Annotated in this window: 15 protein-coding genes; 2 read left to right on the top strand and 13 right to left on the bottom strand. The window is 44.5% G+C overall.

Annotated elements, in window-relative coordinates:
• Nucleotides 1-86 precede the first annotated feature (86 nt).
• From argS to ptsP, 3 genes are all read right to left on the bottom strand, one after another.
• On the bottom strand, nucleotides 87-1,853 hold the full coding sequence (gene argS / locus KQI39_RS00260) for an arginine--tRNA ligase (RefSeq protein WP_148446489.1): 1,767 nt from the start codon (nucleotides 1,851-1,853) through the stop codon (nucleotides 87-89).
• Nucleotides 1,854-1,892: 39 nt separating this feature from the next.
• Entirely contained in the window at nucleotides 1,893-2,762 is an 870-nt protein-coding gene (locus tag KQI39_RS00255) for a DegV family protein (protein ID WP_177290201.1), read from the bottom strand.
• 256 nt (nucleotides 2,763-3,018) lie between these two features.
• The gene (gene ptsP, locus KQI39_RS00250) at nucleotides 3,019-4,635 is read right to left on the bottom strand and encodes a phosphoenolpyruvate--protein phosphotransferase (protein ID WP_148446493.1); all 1,617 of its coding nucleotides are present in this window, start codon (nucleotides 4,633-4,635) and stop codon (nucleotides 3,019-3,021) included.
• A 336-nt stretch (nucleotides 4,636-4,971) separates the two neighbouring features.
• On the opposite strand from ptsP, the gene KQI39_RS00245 reads away from it, so the two are divergent.
• Complete coding sequence (locus tag KQI39_RS00245) at nucleotides 4,972-5,229, top strand: sensor histidine kinase (protein ID WP_216416079.1); 258 nt, start codon at nucleotides 4,972-4,974, stop codon at nucleotides 5,227-5,229.
• 64 nt (nucleotides 5,230-5,293) lie between these two features.
• Here the strand turns inward: KQI39_RS00245 and KQI39_RS00240 are convergent, their stop codons facing one another.
• Genes KQI39_RS00240 through KQI39_RS00225 form a run of 4 tightly spaced genes read right to left on the bottom strand, consistent with a single transcriptional unit; the run spans nucleotide 5,294 to nucleotide 10,770 of the window.
• Complete coding sequence (locus KQI39_RS00240) at nucleotides 5,294-6,556, bottom strand: ABC transporter permease (RefSeq protein WP_148446497.1); 1,263 nt, start codon at nucleotides 6,554-6,556, stop codon at nucleotides 5,294-5,296.
• Between the two features lie 17 nt (nucleotides 6,557-6,573).
• Complete coding sequence (locus KQI39_RS00235; RefSeq protein WP_216415671.1) at nucleotides 6,574-8,655, bottom strand: hypothetical protein; 2,082 nt, start codon at nucleotides 8,653-8,655, stop codon at nucleotides 6,574-6,576.
• Nucleotides 8,656-8,659: 4 nt separating this feature from the next.
• A complete protein-coding gene (locus tag KQI39_RS00230; RefSeq protein ID WP_148446501.1) occupies nucleotides 8,660-9,331 on the bottom strand; it encodes an ABC transporter ATP-binding protein in 672 nt (223 codons plus the stop codon).
• Nucleotides 9,328-10,770 carry an efflux RND transporter periplasmic adaptor subunit gene (locus KQI39_RS00225; protein WP_174096067.1) on the bottom strand — a complete coding sequence of 481 codons (1,443 nt, stop codon included), beginning with the start codon at nucleotides 10,768-10,770 and terminating at the stop codon, nucleotides 9,328-9,330. The genes KQI39_RS00230 and KQI39_RS00225 overlap by 4 nt, the downstream gene beginning before the upstream one ends.
• A 218-nt stretch (nucleotides 10,771-10,988) precedes the next feature.
• On the opposite strand from KQI39_RS00225, the gene KQI39_RS00220 reads away from it, so the two are divergent.
• Nucleotides 10,989-12,149 carry a hypothetical protein gene (locus tag KQI39_RS00220; RefSeq protein ID WP_216415669.1) on the top strand — a complete coding sequence of 387 codons (1,161 nt, stop codon included), beginning with the start codon at nucleotides 10,989-10,991 and terminating at the stop codon, nucleotides 12,147-12,149.
• 78 nt (nucleotides 12,150-12,227) lie between these two features.
• Here the strand turns inward: KQI39_RS00220 and KQI39_RS00215 are convergent, their stop codons facing one another.
• Genes KQI39_RS00215 through KQI39_RS00190 form a run of 6 tightly spaced genes read right to left on the bottom strand, consistent with a single transcriptional unit; the run spans nucleotide 12,228 to nucleotide 18,784 of the window.
• On the bottom strand, nucleotides 12,228-12,983 hold the full coding sequence (locus KQI39_RS00215) for a TSUP family transporter (RefSeq protein ID WP_173762318.1): 756 nt from the start codon (nucleotides 12,981-12,983) through the stop codon (nucleotides 12,228-12,230).
• 5 nt (nucleotides 12,984-12,988) lie between these two features.
• A complete protein-coding gene (gene aspS, locus KQI39_RS00210; RefSeq protein WP_216415667.1) occupies nucleotides 12,989-14,791 on the bottom strand; it encodes an aspartate--tRNA ligase in 1,803 nt (600 codons plus the stop codon).
• Between the two features lie 19 nt (nucleotides 14,792-14,810).
• A complete protein-coding gene (hisS, locus tag KQI39_RS00205) occupies nucleotides 14,811-16,064 on the bottom strand; it encodes a histidine--tRNA ligase (protein WP_216415665.1) in 1,254 nt (417 codons plus the stop codon).
• A complete protein-coding gene (locus KQI39_RS00200; RefSeq protein WP_256443711.1) occupies nucleotides 15,997-16,632 on the bottom strand; it encodes an HD-GYP domain-containing protein in 636 nt (211 codons plus the stop codon). Before KQI39_RS00200 ends, hisS begins: the two co-directional genes overlap by 68 nt.
• Before the next feature lie 21 nt (nucleotides 16,633-16,653).
• A complete protein-coding gene (gene hemZ, locus KQI39_RS00195) occupies nucleotides 16,654-18,207 on the bottom strand; it encodes a coproporphyrinogen dehydrogenase HemZ (RefSeq protein WP_216415662.1) in 1,554 nt (517 codons plus the stop codon).
• Nucleotides 18,155-18,784: an MBL fold metallo-hydrolase gene (locus KQI39_RS00190; RefSeq protein WP_216415660.1), complete on the bottom strand. Its 630-nt coding sequence runs from the start codon at nucleotides 18,782-18,784 to the stop codon at nucleotides 18,155-18,157. The genes hemZ and KQI39_RS00190 overlap by 53 nt, the downstream gene beginning before the upstream one ends.
• Nucleotides 18,785-18,805 lie beyond the last annotated feature (21 nt).

Below are 18,805 nucleotides of genomic sequence, written 5' to 3'. Positions count from 1 at the left end.
GCTGACAAAAAATTTCTTCCTGTCCCTGTATCCTGGCGAGTTGTCATTATTTATGATGCTTATACCTTAATCTTTAAAGCTGTACCTTACATACGGTCTGGTGCAGAGAATCCAAGAAGGTCGATGCTTGTCTCAAGCACTCTTCTTGTAAGCTGGAGAAGCTGAAGGAAAGATTCCTTCTGTGCCTGATCCTCTTCGCTTAAGATCTTTGTCTCATGGTAAAAGCTGTTAAATGCATTGGATACCTCGTAAATATATGCACAGATCTTATGTGGTGCTTTTTCTTCAAAGGCATTCTCAACCATTGCCGCAAAGCCGGAAAGCTGGAGCATCAGGTTCTTCTCGCTGTCATTGACTGCCGGAAGGATCTTGCCCGCGCTTAAATCTCCACCCTCCTGTACATAACGGTTCAGGATGGATTTGATACGTACGATGGTATAAAGGATGTACGGGCCTGTATTTCCCTCAAAGGAAGTAAATCGGTCAACATCAAAGATATAATCCTTAGTTGCCTGGTTGGAAAGATCTCCGTATTTGATTGCGGAAAGTCCTACGATCTTGGCAGTATCCTTGGCATCTTTATCTTTTACGCTGCGGTTCTCCACGATCTTGCGGTACATTTCTTCATCAATATCTGCGATCAGGTTCTCCAGACGCATAACACCGCCTTCTCTTGTCTTAAACGGTTTACCGTCTTTTCCGTTCATGGTACCGAAACCAAGGAAGGAAAGTTTGGTCTCCGGATTTACAAGACCGGTCTTTCTTGCACAGCGGAATACCTGGATAAAGTGAAGTTCCTGACGCTTATCAACAACGTAAAGGATCTCATCCGGCTGGAAGAGCTTCATACGCTCTACGATCGTAGCAAGGTCTGTGGTTGTATACAGGGAAGCTCCGTCAGATTTCAGAAGCATGCACGGAGGGATCTCCTTGGTATCGCTCTCTTCTTTTACATCTACAACAAGAGCTCCCTGATCCTCATAGGCGAACCCACGTTTCTTCATATCCTCTACCATATCCGGAATGTACGGCTGCGCGTCGGATTCTTTTTTCCAGAGGTCAAATTCTACGTTCAGATTTGCATAATTTCTCTTAAGGTCTGTTACAGATACGTTCATAATGTGATTCCAGAGAGCCATGTATCCAGGTTTGCCCTGCTGAAGAAGATGGGTTGCCTCCAGTGCTTCATTGCGGTAAGCCTCGTCCTCTTTGGACTTGCCGCTGGCACATGGATAGATCTCTTCCAGTTCGCTGATGGTAAACGGTGCTTCTGTGGGATATTCCCCGGTAAAGCTGTCATCAAAATATACCAGCTCCGGTTTCCGGTGTTTCAGCTCTGTGATGATCAGTCCCATCTGAAGGCCCCAGTCTCCAAGATGCACATCGCCGATCACCTTGTGTCCTACAAAACGTCCGATACGCTTGATGCTCTCGCCGATGATCGCAGAACGGAGATGTCCTACGTGAAGGGGTTTGGCAACGTTTGGTCCGCCGTAGTCGATGATGATCGTCTTCGGGTTCTTGGCAGTTTCAACGGAAAGCTTCTCATCTTCTGCCATCTTATTCATATATTCCGCAACGAATTCCGTCTTCACATCCAGGTTGATAAATCCAGGCTTTACAACTTCTGCTCTGGAAAAGATCTGGCTGTCTGAGAGCTGCGCTACCACATCATCCGCAATCATAAACGGAGCCTTGTGGTATGTTTTGGCTCCAGCCATGGCACCGTTACACTGATATTCGCATAAGTCCGGTCTGTTGGAAACAGTAACTTTACCGTAGGACGGATCGTAACCTGCTTTTTCAAATGCTGCGGAAAGTTCTTCCGCCATCTGTTCCATAATCTTCTTCATGTTTCAAACTCCTCATATCTTTGTTTCTGTATTTTATGCTTATAATGTCACTTTTCTTGAGCATGCAACTGCAAGGGCACCGTAACCGATATGGCAGGCAACACTTAAGGAAAGGGGATCCATATGTATCTCCACTCCCGGGAATACTTCCTGGATCTCTTTTTTAAATTCTTCTGCTTCTTCCAGATTACCTGTATAAGCAGCCTGCAGACACATCTCACCATTGGATACATATTCCTTAAAACGTGTCTCCCAGTCATTCTTCATGGCTTTCAGCATGGCACGTTTGGCCTGCTTCTTGCCACGAACCTTGGCATAGGCATCCAGTTTCTCTCCCTGGATCTGCAGTACCGGTTTCAGGTTCAGAACTGTTCCGATAGCTGCTGCCGCCGGTGTGATCCTTCCGCCCTTTTTCAGATATTTCAGGGTATCCAGTGTGATATAGATACTGGAATCAAATTTCTGGTCTGTAAGGATCTTCTTGATCTCTGCTGCGCTTTTTCCTGCCTCTGCGAGCATCTTTGCATCCATTACGGACTGTCTCTGTGTTACGGAAATCCTCTGATTATCTACTACCTGAACACGGCCGTTATAGTCAATGGCAAGTCCCATTGCGGTAGAACAGGATGCGCTCAGTCCGCTTGACATTGGGATGTGAACGATCTCTTCATAATCTCTCAGAAGCTTATCCCACAGATCACAAAGATCTGCCGGACTCGGCTGAGATGTAGAAATCGTTTCATCCTTTTTAAGCTTCTCATAAAACTCTTCCTGTGTGAGAGTTACACCTTCAAGGTACATTTTTTCATTAATATAAAACGGCATCGGAATCACATAAACACCAAGCTCTTCGGCCTGGGACTGTGTGATACCACTGTTGCTGTCTGTTACAATGGCGATTCTGCCCATTATCTATTCCCTCCTGGTTTGTTCTCTCGGCGGTCTAAAGAATTAATACATCAGCCCCTGATGGACTAATTCTTTAAACCGCCCTAAAAAAGCCATAATTGTAGTGTATCATATTTTTTTCTATATCACAATTGGAAATTTCCCATGAGTATTTTCCATAAATATTCCGTAAAAAACAGCTGCCATACAGATTTTGATGTACAGCAGCTGTCACATTATTTATGGAAAATATCTTTATCCATTTATGATCTGTGTCTTATTCCATTTCTCTTACGATCTTTCTGACCGGAAGCACAAAGGTCGGAGATACAGAAAGCTCGTCCAGTCCCATTTCCACAAATCTCTCAGTAAGAGTGGTATCCGCACCAAGCTCACCACAGATTCCAGCCCAGATGCCCTCTTTGTGTGCATTGTCCACAACCATCTGGATCATACGGAGAACTGCCTCATGATGAGAATCATAAATGTTATCCAGTTTCGCGTTCTGACGGTCGATCGCCAATGTGTACTGGGTGAGGTCATTGGTTCCGATACTGAAGAAGTCAACTTCTTTTGCAAGAAGGTCACTGATCATAACAGCAGCCGGAGTCTCGATCATGATACCCTGCTCCACATCATCGCGGAACGGAATGCCCTGCTCGGTAAGCTCTGCTTTCACCTCAGCTACGATGGCCTTGATCTGTTTTACTTCTGTTACGGAGATGATCATCGGATACATAATGGAAATATTTCCGAACATGCTTGCGCGGAAAAGTGCACGAAGCTGTGTCTTGAATACTTCCGGGCGGTCCAGACAGATACGGATCGCACGATATCCCATTGCAGGATTCTCCTCGTGTGCCATGTTGAAATAATCGATCTGCTTGTCTGCTCCGATATCCAGAGTACGGATAATGACTTTTTTGCCGGCCATGTTCTGTGCTACAGTCTTATAAACCTGGAACTGCTCTTCCTCTGTAGGGTAATCTTCTTTTTCCAGATATACAAACTCACTTCTGAAAAGTCCGATACCCTCTGCATCATTGGCAAGTACATTGGCAACATCACCGGTACTTCCGATGTTTGCGTAAAGGTGGAGTTTCCGTCCGCTCTTGGTAACAGTTTCTTTTCCTTTCAGTTCCTTGAGCATTGCACGCTGTGCAAGTTCATCTGCACGCAGGTCTTCGTATTTCTTAAGGGTCTCCGCATCCGGATCAACGATCAGATTTCCGCTCTTTCCGTCTACGACTGCCATTTTTCCGTCCATGGACTCGTCGTATTCAATATTGATCAGTGCCGGAATGTTCATAGTTCTTGCAAGGATCGCGGTATGTGAGTTGGAAGAACCTTTTCTTGTAACAAATGCAAGTACCTTGCTCTTGTCCATCTGCACGGTCTCACTTGGTGCAAGATCTTCCGCAACTACAATCACCGGTTCCGATGCCTCAAGATTTCCGTCACCGTGACCGGAAAGTACACGTACCAGACGGTCGGAAATATCCTTCACATCAGCAGCTCTTGCCTTCATGTAATCGTCGTCCATCTGTGCGAACATAGATGAGAAGTTGTCGCCAGTTGTTGCAACCGCATATTCTGCGTTTACAGACTCTGTACGGATAATGTTGTGGATGGAATCCAGATAGTCATCATCATCAAGCATCATCTGATGAACTTCAAAGATTGCCGCTCCGGACTCTCCAACTTCCTGAAGAGCCTTGTCATAAAGCTTCTGAAGCTGTGCCACAGCCTGCTCCTTGGCTGCCTCCACACGCTTTACCTCTTCTTCCGGATCCTCCACGTGAACACGTTTTACACTGGTGTCAACTTTCTGAAGAATTGAGATCTTACCGATCGCAATACCGGAAAATACAGATTTACCTTCCAAAACCTTCATGAAATTATCTCCTTCTGTTTTTATATTTGCCCACTTATGAAGTATTATAACACACAATCCGGAGATTCTGCCATGCTTTTTTCGTGATCTTTAAAAAACCTGTAAAAATTCTATTTATGCTTTCTTTTTTTGCCATATATACAGCAAAAGTGACAAAACAAACGCTGCCGTTCCGCGAAAAATGCCTTGTATCCGTTCTGCCTGGATGGCTGTCTTATTTTCCTGTTTCCGGACTGTTTTTAAAATTTCTTCTGCCCGATCCTGATCCGGATAACTTCCTTCCAGAAAAACGGAAAGAGAATTTTCCCCGGGTATAGATATAAATTCCCTTAATCCATACAGAAAACACAATCCGGCAAGCTCTGCTTTTCTGTTTCCGATAATGGGCCAGGCATTCCGAAAACTTCCAGAGAAGATGTTTTTCGCCGTTTCTACCGCATGGATTCTTCCAGAAAAGATAAACAACATTTTGGCCTTGGACTTTCCATCGCCCGGGAGATTGTTTCTCTTCATGGCGGAACTATTGCGGTTTCCGAAACTCCTGGCGGCGGCGCAACATTTACCATTGTTCTTCCCATACGTTTTCCAGCATAAAAATACAGCACATGCAATCAAAAAAGATTTTTTTATGCATGTGCTGTATTTTTAATTATCTGTATTATTCACTGCGAAGGGCATCAATAGGATTCAAATTGGCAGCTTTCACAGATGGAAGAAGTCCGAAGATCAGGCCGATCAGCATGGAAAATACTACTGAGCCGATAATAGCCGGAATACTGATAGCCGTCGGTGCCCCGGACACCTGGGCCACCACCTTTGACAGTATAATTCCAAGAACTACTCCTATAATTCCTCCGATACTGGTCAGCACCGAAGCCTCTGTCAAAAACTGTCCCAGAATGACTTTTTTCCTTGCCCCGATGGCCTTTTTCAATCCAATCTCACTGGTACGTTCTGTGACAGATACCAGCATAATATTCATAACACCGATTCCACCAACCAGAAGAGAAATACTTGCAATCCAGATAAGCTGCTGATTAGTACTCTCACTGAGTTTCTGGAGATTTTTAACCTTCTCCATGATATCTTCCGCTTTATATTTAAAGTTGGAATTGCTTTTTTCATTCTGGATTCCTGTATTTAAGACATCCTCTGCAGCCTTTCCTACAGAACTCATGTTATCCGTACTGTCTGCACGGACAGTTACATTCTGTGGCTGATCGAATTTGAATACAATAGGCCAGGTAGCATCCGGAATCATCACGCTTCCCATAATTGTCTGGGAATATTCCTCATATTCCGAAAGTGTATTGATCTTCGGCATGTTATCCTCGCTCTGAGTAATCACTCCTACAATAATATAAGGCTCTGATCCCACCTCAATGGTTTTTCCTACAGGATTCTCACTTCCGAAAATATTCTGTGCGGCATTGGAATCCACAAGGGCAACTTTCCGGTAACTGTCATAATCTTTCTGCACAAAACCCCGTCCGGACTGAACCAGATATCCCATCGTCTTCAGATAGCTGCTGTCGATTCCGTACACAGTTCCACCCTGAAAGCTTGTGTTCTTATAATAAACACTTGCAGACTGGCTGCTGTAATAAAAAGTGGAACTGATCACATGATCCAGATCCGCAATCGCTGTTTTCTGAGAATCGGAAATCACCGGCGGAGTAGCGGAACTTCCATATGATCCGTAATCCATATCGTAAGTGCTGTCTCCATCATAGAGCAGTACCTGTACCGTGTTATTTCCGGAACCAATCAGATCTTCTTTAATCTGTTCACTGGTTCCCTTAATCGTAGATACAATTGCAATAATAGATGCAATACCAATAATAATACCAAGCATGGTCAGAAAGGATCTCATCTTATGTGACCATATTCCCTGAAAAGCCAGGCGTATATTTTCAAGCATGAAATTTCTCCTCTCCGTTATTGATTATACATATCATCCAATGTTACTTCTTTTGTTTTGGCCCCTTCTGTAACTGCATCGCCATAAGGAAATGCCAGAAGATCATCCGATTTCAGTCCACCGGTTACCACTGCATAATATCCGCTGTTTACAATACTTCCCACGGTAATCTGCTGCTTTTTCAGAGTTCCCTTAACATCTTTGTAAACATAACTGTTTCCATTTTCCGTCCGAATAAAGGCTTTCATTACAACCAGACTTCCCTTGGCAAGTTTATTGGATTTCAGTGATACCGTTACATAATCCTGATCTGTAAACTGCAGTGACCGGTCTGTAATTTCCGCATTAAAAGTATAATAAGATACATTCGGGTTGGAATCCCCTCCATAAGAGAAATAGCTGGAAGATTCTACCGGATAATCCGATACATTCAGCACTTTTGCCTCAAAGCTTCCCGAGTCATAACTGGTACACTGAAGAAGTGCTCCTTCCTGCATCTGGTCCCTCATCAGCTCACTGACTGTTCCGGTTACATAGAAGCCATCTTTACTTTTTACTTTCAAAAAAGCATCTCCATTGTAGGAACCTGTCGCCTCATCCCCGATATAAGCTACGGTTCCGTCCAGCTTGCTCGTTACCAGCTTATTTTTTACTTTATTTTCAAGTTTAGTGATATTCAGATTATTTTCTTCAATATCCAGTTTCAGGCTTGCAATCTTGTTCTTCTGGATCTTGATGGCATCCTCTCTTGACATGGTTGAGCTATCTGTACTGTCGTCTCCAGCGCTGCCGTCATCCGGAATTTCGTCATCTGTGGTGTCATCATAGGTGGATGCTCCATCCAACGTAAACTCTGTCTCTGCATACATATAAACTGGGTTTTCCAGAAGGCTTCCATCAATCAGATAATAGCCGGTACAGGAAAGTTTTCTGTCCTGAAAATCAGCAATGGTATCATTTTCGTGAAATTCCAGCTGAAACCAGCTGCCACCTTCCTGCACTACTTTGGTTCCATCTGCACTGTAACCTGCCATCCGGTTAAAAAACGAACCCATAACTGTAACCTTGCCTTTTGCACTACTTACAAGAAAAACATATGGATCCTCTTCTGTTCCTGTTCCTGTAAAAGGCTGCGATGTATCATCCAGTTTCTGATAAAACTCCGGTTCTCCGTCTGTAATTCCGGGAATTTCCTGTTCTGTTCCGTTTCCATTGGGATCAGGAAGTTCATCTGGTCCCAAAGTAGGTGTCGGCGTAGGGGTAGCTGATATTGCAGGTTCATCCGGATTTTCAGTCGGATTTTCTCCGTCTGTAATGTCATCTACCTCCGGATCCTGATAGGACGGCTCCATAATCAATCCATCACCCAAACCATCAGAACCGGATTCTGTACTTTCTGATTCCTGGTCTGCACTGCCGGCAGATGGAACTTCTTCTCCCTGAACATCTTCCATCTGCCCGGAAATATCCTCTGTAGAATCGGATTCTACATCTGTAAAAGCGCTGAGGAGCAATGGCTGAGTCGCAGCCGCTAGGTAACTGTCGCTTCTATTCTCTGCTGCTGACCCCGTCGTAGACTGCATATCTCCATCTCCATTTCCGCTGGAAGAAGGATCTGTTGAAGACATTTCATCATCTCCGGCACTGCCGGTATCTCCTGTGGAAGTATCCAGTTCGTCGGTACTGTCTGTACTGTCCTCAATAGGCCCGCCATTCTGAAGACTTGTGAGACGGTTCTGTGCTTTTGTAAGATCCTGTTCCTGTTTCTGGAGTTTCAGTTTTGCAATATTCAACTCCATTTCCACAAGTGTCATATCAAAAGAGATCAGATTATCTCCTTTTTTTACATCGTCTCCCTGAGAAACATAAATTTTCTCAATGATCATATCTTTATCCATGTTTATATTCTGAGAAACATTTGTGGTGATGGTTCCATCCAGTGTTGTTTCCGAATACCAGTCCGTCAGGAGGTTGCTGACGCTGGTTACCGGCACTTCTGTCACCTTATTTTTTTTCACATGCACAAGTCCTGTGTAAATTCCTCCGGCTGCCAGTGCCACAACCAGTACGCCAACAATAACTCTTTTCACCACTTTCATGCTATCACCTCTTTTCCTGCAGCTCTCCATCCCGGATTGTGACAACTCTCTTGGCATGTGCCGCAATTTCCGGATCATGCGTGATCATCAGTACAGAAACTCCCTCATCATTCAGTTTCTGAAAAAGTTCCATAACCTGTGCACCTGATTTGGTATCCAGCGCACCGGTCGGTTCATCCGCAAGAAGAAGCTTTGGATTATTTACAATTGCTCTTGCAATGGCAACTCTCTGCATCTGTCCACCGGATAACTGATTGGGCTTAAAATTCACTCTGTCCGCAAGTCCCACACGTTCCAGAGCTTTAAACGCCCGCTCTCTCCGCTCTTTTTTCGGAATTTTTGCATAATTCAGCGGCAGTTCCACATTGGTCAGTGCGCTCTGTCTCGGAAGAAGATGAAAACTCTGAAATACAAATCCAATTGTTTTCAGACGGAGATCTGACATTTCATTTTCCGAACACTTCGCAATATCTTCCCCATTCAGAAGAAATGAGCCTTTTGTTGGCTTATCCAGACATCCGATGATATTCATCAGAGTGGTTTTTCCTGAACCGGATGGCCCCATGATCGCCACATATTCTCCCTCTTCCATGGAAAAATTAACATCTTTTAATACAGGAACTGTCATTTTCCCCTGCTGGTAATCTTTATATATTCCCTTTAAATCCAAAATCATTCCGTCGGCGCTCCTTCCATCGGAACAAGATCATCTCCCGAAGAAATGTCCTCTGTCGCATCTGTCATATCGCTGTCCTCGATCATCTCCGGCTCAGCTCCGTCACTTTCCAGATCACTGTAATCTTCTCCGCTTTCATCCAGAGAATCTTCTTCATCCGACGTGTCCCACATGGCAGATGTTGTCTGATCAGCAGTTCCCTCCACAGCAGACATACCTTCTTTCAGTTCGTCTGTCGGAAATGCGATTTTATCTTTCTCAGTAAGTCCATCGGCAATTTCATATTCCGCAAGATTTTCGTCATACTGTCCAAGCACAACATCCCTCTTCACCAGTTTATTTCCAGCATCTGCAATCCACACATACGGACTGTCTGTATCTGCATCCACAATAAAATAATCATTCAGCCAGATACCTACTTTATTGTCATCCTGTCCTTCATCCAGCTCAATATAAACATGCTGTCCGAGCATCAGGCCGTCAGAGGAATCCAGATTCACATAGAACGGATATGTACTGGACGAAGTCTGATCATCGCTGGTACTGGACATTCCAAACATTGCCATATCCGAACTGTTATTACTTGCGGAATTATCCATATCCACAGAACCCATGGTTCCTTTCCATGTCTTGGACGAGTCAACTCTGGAGCGGATAATTACCGGCGTTCCCTCTATGATAGAATCCCGGTTCACCTCATTTACCGTTCCTTTCACACGATAGGCTCCCGTACTTAAAATTGTGATAAATGCATTACTGGAACTGTCTCCGGAACCGGAATCACCAGAATCAGAGGAGCCTTCTGTGAGCGTATCATCTACGCCATCTGAATCATCTCCGCCCATCTTCGAAGTATCAATCTTCTGAATCACACCATCAATTTCACTGCGAACCTCTGTATTCTGTGTGGCCTGGGAAAGTTTTTCAATTTCCGCCTGTTTACTCTTCTGATCATATTCATTCTTCTTGAGATTCATTTTCTGAGTTTCAATTTCTATTGTATAAGAAAGCTGATTGTCTGCTGTAGCTTTCTTTTTCTCAGCTTCCAGAGTTGTAATCTGATCTGAAATACTTAAAGCCTCATTTTTAAGCCGATCCAGTGCCAGCTGTGCTTCCTGAAGGCTCTGCTGGATGCTTCCCAGATCATACTGAAAAAGAAGCTGACCTTTTTTTACTTCCTCACCGGTTTTTACCTGTACTTCTTTTACTTTCCGTCCGCTTTCAATTTTTACCTGAACGGTTTCCTGCGGTTCCACTACACCAGCGTAGCGATTTTCCACTCCGGAGTCCATTTCTGAAAGCTTACTTATCTTCGTTACATATACAGTATCACTGCCACTTTTGGATCCTGCATGGTGTGTATAATAATACCAGCCACCAGCTCCAATCCCCGCTGCCAGTATCAGAATCCCAAGGGCAATTAAAATACGTTTCTTCATATCTGTCCCCTTTTCCCAGCATAATGTGGAAACTACAAGTTACTTAAAATATCATAGCAGATTGAACCGAAAAAGAAAAGTCTTTGCGGAAAACGATGCAAATTTCACAAATTTTTCACCGTTTTTTTATAAAAATCGTATAGTTTTAAGGGATTTTTGACTTTTGATGCGATATCTGATAAAATGAGATGTAAATTTTTTTGAAAGGAAAGAACGATATGAAGACAGTGAAATACCTGCTGGCTTTCTTTTTTGTTTTTCTGGCAGTTTCTGTATGTGGCTGCTCTTATTCGGCAAAAACATCCGCAGAGAAAGCAATCAAAAAAGATCTGGATCTTCTGAAAAATCTGGATTCTGAAACAACCATGAAATACATATCGTACCAGGAACTGTTCCCGGATTCTGATGATAATACAGAACTTTCTGATGATATAAAGGAAGTTTTTTCTCTTTTTTTTCAGAATTTTGATTATAAAATTCTGGATGTCTCTACAGATCAGAATCAGGAAACCGCTTCTGCCCAACTCCGGCTTACCACTCTGGACGCTCAGGCACTTGCCAGGGATTTTGTATCCCAGAGCCTTCAGGACGAAATACTAAAAGCCGCCTCTGGTGATAAAAACACAGAAGAAAATGAAAATTCCCTGGAACAGCGTTATCTCCGGCTCCATAAGCTTCTGAAAAACAATTCCTACAAAACCGTAGATCGTAACGCTTCCATTCAGCTGATTAATCATGGATCTTCCTCCAATCCAAACTGGGAGATCACACACAGCTATTCTCTTGAAAATGACCTGGTTGGTGGTCTGATCACTTATCTGTCCGATCCGGATCTTGTACCACCCGATGAAACTCTTGGCGTTTATCTAAAAACACTGCAGGAAATGGATGTGCAGCAGATGTCCAATTATCTTGGACTGGATTCCATTCTGAATACTTCAGATCCTGCAAAAAATGCAATTGCCTCCGCGCTTATGGAGCAGTTTCATTCCTGCTTCAATTATAAAATCACCGATACTTCTGTTTCCGGTTATCTTGCAGAAGTTCAGGCGGATCTGACTACTTTTGACAGTGATTCGATCCTCTCTCAGTACGAAGAAGAACTGAATACCTATCTTGCATCAGCAGACGCAGTTATAGACGGTTCTCAGAAACGGTATAATAAATCTCATGAACTGCTTCTTGACAGCATAAAAAACAATACAACTACAACTACGGCTAATGCAACTTTTCATCTGACAAATGACGGTGTCTCCTGGAAACTAGAGGATGCCGGCACAGAACTTGGAAATGCTATTTTCGGAACACTTACCGCTTCCCCGGTCCCGGAAGATGCTGCCGAAGATGAAAACGCTTCCGATTCTGATGATAATGAATAAAAATCTATTCTGCAAATAAAAATACCCGTTTGGATTTTGTTTCCGCCTGACAGGCAGCAAAATCCAAACGGGTATTTTTTATACTCCGGATATGATCTTTATAAAAAGCAGTGCAAGGACTATAAGGATAATCGGCCGGATGATCCGGCTTCCGTTTTTCATGACCATTCCCGCACCGGTATAATGTCCGGCAATAGAAAATACAGACGCTGCGATTCCAAGCATGATCACGATCTTTCCGCTGAGCAGAAATACGGTAAGGGCTGCTACATTGGAAGAAAGATTGGTGACCTTCATGGTACCGGACGCTTTTGCCACGCTCATTTTTCCAAGTCCTGTATACAGAAGCAGGAGAAAAGTTCCTGTTCCCGGGCCATAAAAACCATCATAACATCCCACCGCAAGAGAACATAAGGCACAGATCAGAATCTGCTTCTTTCTGGCGATCTCTCCGCCTTTTTCATCCATATTCTTCTTACGCAATACATAAAAAGCAACCACCGGAAGTACCGGGATCAGCATATAACGCAAGATTTTATCACTGGCAATAAGTGCTACATGTGCTCCCATTGTTGATCCCAGAAGCGCCATCGGGATACACGGAAGTACCAGAATCCAGTCTACAAACTTATTCTTACACAGACGTACCGTAGAGATCAGAGTTCCCGTTGCCGACGACAGTTTGTTAGTAGCAACAGCATTATGTATGGGAACTCCGGCCAAAAGATAAGCAGGCAGGGAGATCAGTCCTCCCCCACCTGCTACAGCATCTACAAATCCGGCAAGAAATACAAGTGGACAAACGATCAGAAATGTATAGATTGTCGGCTGCATGATTTTTATTCTTCCTCTTCTTCCTTCGCAGGCTCAAGATCAAGTCCCAGCTCGTGAAGCTGTGCCTCACTTACCTGGCTTGGTGACTGAGTCATCAGGCAGGAAGCATCTTTTACCTTCGGGAATGCGATAACGTCACGGATGGTATCTGCCTTTGCCATAAGCATAACAAGTCTGTCAAGGCCGTATGCCAGTCCAGCGTGAGGCGGAACTCCGTATTTGAAAGCGTCCAGAAGGAATCCGAACTGCTCATGTGCAGCTTCTTTTGTGAATCCAAGTGCCTCAAACATTCTCTCCTGGATATCATCCTGATGGATACGGACACTACCGCCACCGATCTCATTTCCGTTAAGAACGATATCGTATGCTTTTGCACGGACCTTTCCCGGATCTGTGTCAAGAAGCGGCAGATCCTCTTCCATAAGCATAGTGAACGGATGGTGCATCGCTGTGAAACGGTTCTCCTCCTCGCTCCACTCAAGAAGCGGGAACTCTGTTACCCATACAAAACGGTACTCGTTCTTGTCAAGAAGATCCATCTGTTTTGCAAGCTCAAGACGAAGGGCACCAAGTACATCGTATACCAGTTTTGTCTTATCTGCTGCGAAAAGAAGAAGATCTCCCGGTTTTCCATCCATAGCTTTTACAAGAGCATCCATCTCTTCATCTGTCATAAATTTGGCAAAAGAAGACTTTCTGGTTCCGTCCTCTGCGATGGCAATGTATGCAAGGCCTTTTGCACCGTAGCCTTTTACGAACTCAACAAGTTTGTCGATCTTCTTTCTCGGCATTGCGCCCTGGCCTTCTGCGTTGATACCACGAACGCTTCCGCCGTTCTCAAGAGCACCTGTGAATACACCGAAACCACAGTCTTTTACGATATCGCTGACATCATGAAGCTCCATGCCGAAACGCATATCCGGCTTATCAGAACCGAAACGGTCCATAGCTTCCTGCCAGGTAATTCTCTGGATCGGAAGTTTTACATCGATGTCCAGAACTTCTTTGAACAGGAATGCAAGATATCTCTCATTAACATCGATAACATCATCTACGTCTACGAAAGAAAGCTCCATATCGATCTGTGTGAACTCCGGCTGACGGTCAGCACGAAGGTCCTCATCACGGAAGCATCTTGCAATCTGGATGTAACGGTCAAATCCGGAGCACATCAGAAGCTGTTTGTACAGCTGCGGAGACTGTGGAAGTCCGTAGAAGCTTCCCGGATGAACACGGGATGGTACCAGATAGTCTCTGGCTCCCTCCGGAGTACTCTTTCCAAGCATTGGTGTCTCGATCTCAAGAAATCCCTCGTTTGTGAAGAACTGTCTTGTAAGCTGAGCAACTTTACTCTTCATCATGATATTTCTCTGAAGATCCGGTCTTCTTAAGTCAAGATAACGGTATTTCAGACGGATCTCATCTTTTGTCTTGCTGTTCTCCTCGATCGGGAATGGCGGTACATCTGCCTCAGCAAGAACACGGAGGGATTTTACACGAAGCTCGATCTCACCTGTTGCAAGATTCTCGTTTACGGCTCCTCCACGTTTCTCTACAGTACCGGTTACGGCAATGACAAACTCGCTACGGAGTTTGCCGGCTTTTGTAAAACCTTCCTCGTCAATGCTGCCATTTTCAAAAATCAGCTGCATGATTCCGGAACGGTCACGAAGGTCTACGAACACAAGACCTCCTTTATTTCTGGCTTTTGCCACCCATCCCATTAATGTTACTTCTTTTCCGACCATCTCTGTGGTCACTTCTGCACATCGGCAGGTTCTGTGCAGTCCCTGCATGCTTTCAGCCATCTCTTTATCCTCCTCAATTTCAGTCTCTATTGAAAAACTCTACAAATTCTGTATAACCATCTGCTGCCAGCTGGTCTTTCTGGAACTTTTTGTTCTTCTTCATAATGGAGATATTGATCTGTGTACCGGCACTTCTCTCCTCTGTTGCCTGTTTCAGGATGTTCAGAAGCTTGTCTGCCGGCATATTCTTCTCGATCAGGTATGCTTTCTTGCCATTCTTGGTCGGGATCTCATAACCTTTCTCAAGAAGCAGCATAACGATTCTCTCAAATCCGATGGAGAAACCGCAGGCACAGGTATTATTTCCTGTGAACTTGCCGATCATCTCATCGTAACGTCCGCCACCGCCGACGCTTCCACCGAACTCGTCCATGGAGATCTCGAAGATCGGACCTGTGTAATAGGACATTCCACGTACCAGTGTCGGATCAAAGGACATCTTGAAATCTGCTGTTTTTACAGATTCTACCGTATTGATGATGGTCTCAAGATCCTCTGCGATACCTGCATCCAGAACATCGGAAAGTTTCTCTTTAATATAACGGACACCCTCAACATCGTTGGTGATCTCACGGAAAAGTCCCAGATAAGTGTCAATACTCTCTTTTGCAAATCCTTCTTTCTCAAGCTCCTCAGCAACACCCTCGATGCCGATCTTATCCATCTTGTCAAGAATAATAAAGACAGTATCAAAGCTCTCTGCCGGGAATCCGCTGTACTGAGCCATTGCCTTCAGGATCCTTCTGTCATTGATACGGATCGTAAAGTTATGGAAATCCAGTTTTCCAAGAAGTGTTGTTGTTGCAAGTACAAGCTCGATCTCGGCAAGATAGGTCGGCTCACCCAGGATATCGATATCACACTGCATAAACTGACGGAAACGACCTCTCTGCGGACGGTCAGCTCTCCATACATTTCCCATCTGAAGTGCCTTAAACGGAGCCGGAAGCTCGTTTGCATTATTGGAATAATATCTGGAAAGCGGTACAGTCAGGTCATAACGAAGTCCGGAATCTGTCAGATCATTTTCTGTTTTTGCAGTATCCAGTTTCAGTTTCTCGCCTCTCTTCATGATCTTGAAGATCAGTTTTTCATTTTCACCGCCCTGCTTGCTGCAGAGATTCTCAATATGTTCTACACAGGGAGTCTCGATCGCGGAAAAACCAAAGGTTCCGTACGTCTCTCTGATCATATTCATCACATAGTTACGGATTGCCATTTCCTTCGGTAAAATGTCCTTCATTCCTGTAACCGGTTTCTTTTTTAATGCCATAGTTTCCTCCTTTATGAATCACCCTCTGAAATGCAAGAAACACCTGCATGTCAAAGTTTTTAATCTCATCGATCATAAGTTTTAAGGCCTCATCGTTCTCAAGTGCTTTCCGGTAAGGTCTGTCCATGCTTAACGCTGCATATACATCACACACTCTCAGGATTCTGGCACCTATGGGAATTTCTTCGCCGCTTTTGTTACTGGGGTAACCACTGCCATCAAAATTCTCATGGTGGTAGAGAATACTTTCCAGAACGTAATCTGAATATCCCTGATCTTTCAGGATCTCATAACCCAAAGTAGAATGCATACGGACATACTTCAGTTCTTCAATGACCATCGGATTCTGTTCCTGTCCGTTGATATATCCTTCCAGCTTCAGCTTGCCGATATCATGGAGCATTCCGGCAATGGCCAGCTGATAACATTCTTCCTTACCAAGGCCAAGCTCCTTTGCCACATCATAGGCAAGATTGCTGACAACAACTCCATGTTTCAGTTCTGCGGAAAGATCCATTTCCAGAATCCGGTCCTGCGTAGTTTCATTTATCTTCTGTACGCTTTTCAAGGATCCGTCTCTCCTTTCCGTCTACAGCCATTTTGCAATGCCCTCGCGTTTCCTCTCGATCATTTCATCGATGCGCGTAATATAGTTGAGAACGTCTTTTACGTTTTCCACACGCTCGATCCTCTGACCATGATCAAACACAAGCTTGGAGGAACCACCTGCACCCAGTGCGATGATCGGCTGCTTTTCCTCCATAATCAGTATATTGTAAATCCCTGCTTTGTCAACCTCAGAATAACCTACATTCTCGAAATTTCCCTTCATATTCTTCTGTCTATACAGATAATAAGGGCCCATTCCCATCTCATAGGCAGTTTTCATGGTCAGGTTCATGATCTCCTGATTATTTTCAAAAGTCATCTCCTGGTATTGATCGCGGAAAATATTCAGTCTTGCCGCACGCTTCACAGCAAGAGAATGTACCGTCAGGCTGTCCGGCCCGAGAGCTTTTACCTCATCCAGTGTATGCTGCACTTTCGTGATATCCTCACCTGGAAGGCCCACGATCAGATCCATGTTAATGTTGTCAAACCCGGCTTCTCTTGCCAGATGAAATGCATTTTTTGTCTGCTCTACCGTGTGACGTCTGCCGATAATATCCAGGGTTTCCTGATTCATGGTCTGTGGATTTACGGAAATTCTGGTAACCGGAAATTCCCGGATCGCCTGAAGTTTTTCCAGAGTGATACTATCCGGTCTTCCTGCCTCAACCGTAAATTCCTCCAGTTCCTCACAGGGGAAATATTCTGTGATTGCGCCAAGAAGCCGCCGAAGCTGATCCGGTTCCAGTGTGGTCGGTGTTCCGCCGCCGATATAAACTGTATCCAGTTTCCGGTTCTTCATCATCTTGGAAACCGCCTGGATCTCTTTGATCAGTGCATCCAGATAGTCTTCTACGTATTTACGCCATCTCTCAAGGGGATAGGAACTGAATGAACAGTACAGACAGATACTTGGACAGAAAGGAATTCCCACATAAAGGCTGTAACCGTTCTCATAATCAATATTTTTCAGGATGTCCCTCTCACGGTTGGCAATGGTAACTGCAAGTGCTGTTTTCTCCGGGCTTACCAGATACTGTTCCCTCATATATCTGGCGATCTCTGTATTTTTCATTCCAGACTCCAGCATACCCATGGCCATTTTTACAGGACGGATACCTGTAAGATTACCCCAGGGAAGCGTCTTTCCTGTAACACTGGAAAGCATCTGATACAGGGCATATTTGATGGCGTCCTTATTTTTTCTGCGGGTATCATGGGCGTCATCGCAAGAAATAAGGGCATCCGAAGCTTCTCCACTGGATTGCCCTTCTGTCACAGCCCCATGGGCTGTTTTTTTCTCTATTCCGTTATCGTAACTGATGGTATAACCTTCTTCATCACGGGAAACCCGGAAGCGGATATCATAATCCGCATCATCTTCCTCATAAAGAGAAGTGATCTCATTTCCGGGGTAAAACGCTTTGATCAGCTCATACACATCATGTTCAAAATCTCTGTTCTGAAACAAAATGCCAATCTTATACAAATGGATTATACCTCTTTTCGTAACCAATGGTTGTGGATGTGTCATGTCCCGGAAATACTTCTGTATCCTCCGGCAATGTATCCACAAGCTTGTGAAGGCTTCTTACGATCTCCGCGGAACTTCCGCCTGGAAAATCGGTCCTTCCAACAGAGCCACAGAACAATGTATCTCCGCTGAAAAGTACGCCCTCATCCTCAATATAGTAGCAGCAGCTTCCCTTGGTGTGTCCCGGTGTATGGAACATCTGGATGGAAAATCCGGCTGCTTCAAAAATCTGACCGTCATCCAGAAGAACATCCGGCTTAATGGAACAGGATCTTCCATAAACAGCAGTCATATTTACTGTGGGCTCAGCCAGCATTGCTTCTTCCTGTCTGCAGGCATAAACCGGGATCTGATATTTTTCCTTCACTTCCTTCACAGCCATGATGTGGTCAAAATGGCCATGGGTCAGAAGGATTCCCACCGGTTTTCCCTGCATAAGAGCTACCTTCTGAAAAACCTTCTCCGCATAGTCTCCCGGATCTACGATCAGCAGCTCTCCGGTCTCCTTATTCTTCAGAAAATAACAGTTGGTAAACACCTGTCCCAGCACGCACTGCTGCATTTCAAGCTTACTCATAAAATTTCCTCCATTTATCGG

This window comes from Blautia sp. MSJ-36 (assembly GCF_018917985.1).
In the GTDB taxonomy this organism is placed as follows: domain Bacteria; phylum Bacillota; class Clostridia; order Lachnospirales; family Lachnospiraceae; genus Blautia_A.
This window is presented reverse-complemented; position numbering and strand designations above follow the sequence as displayed.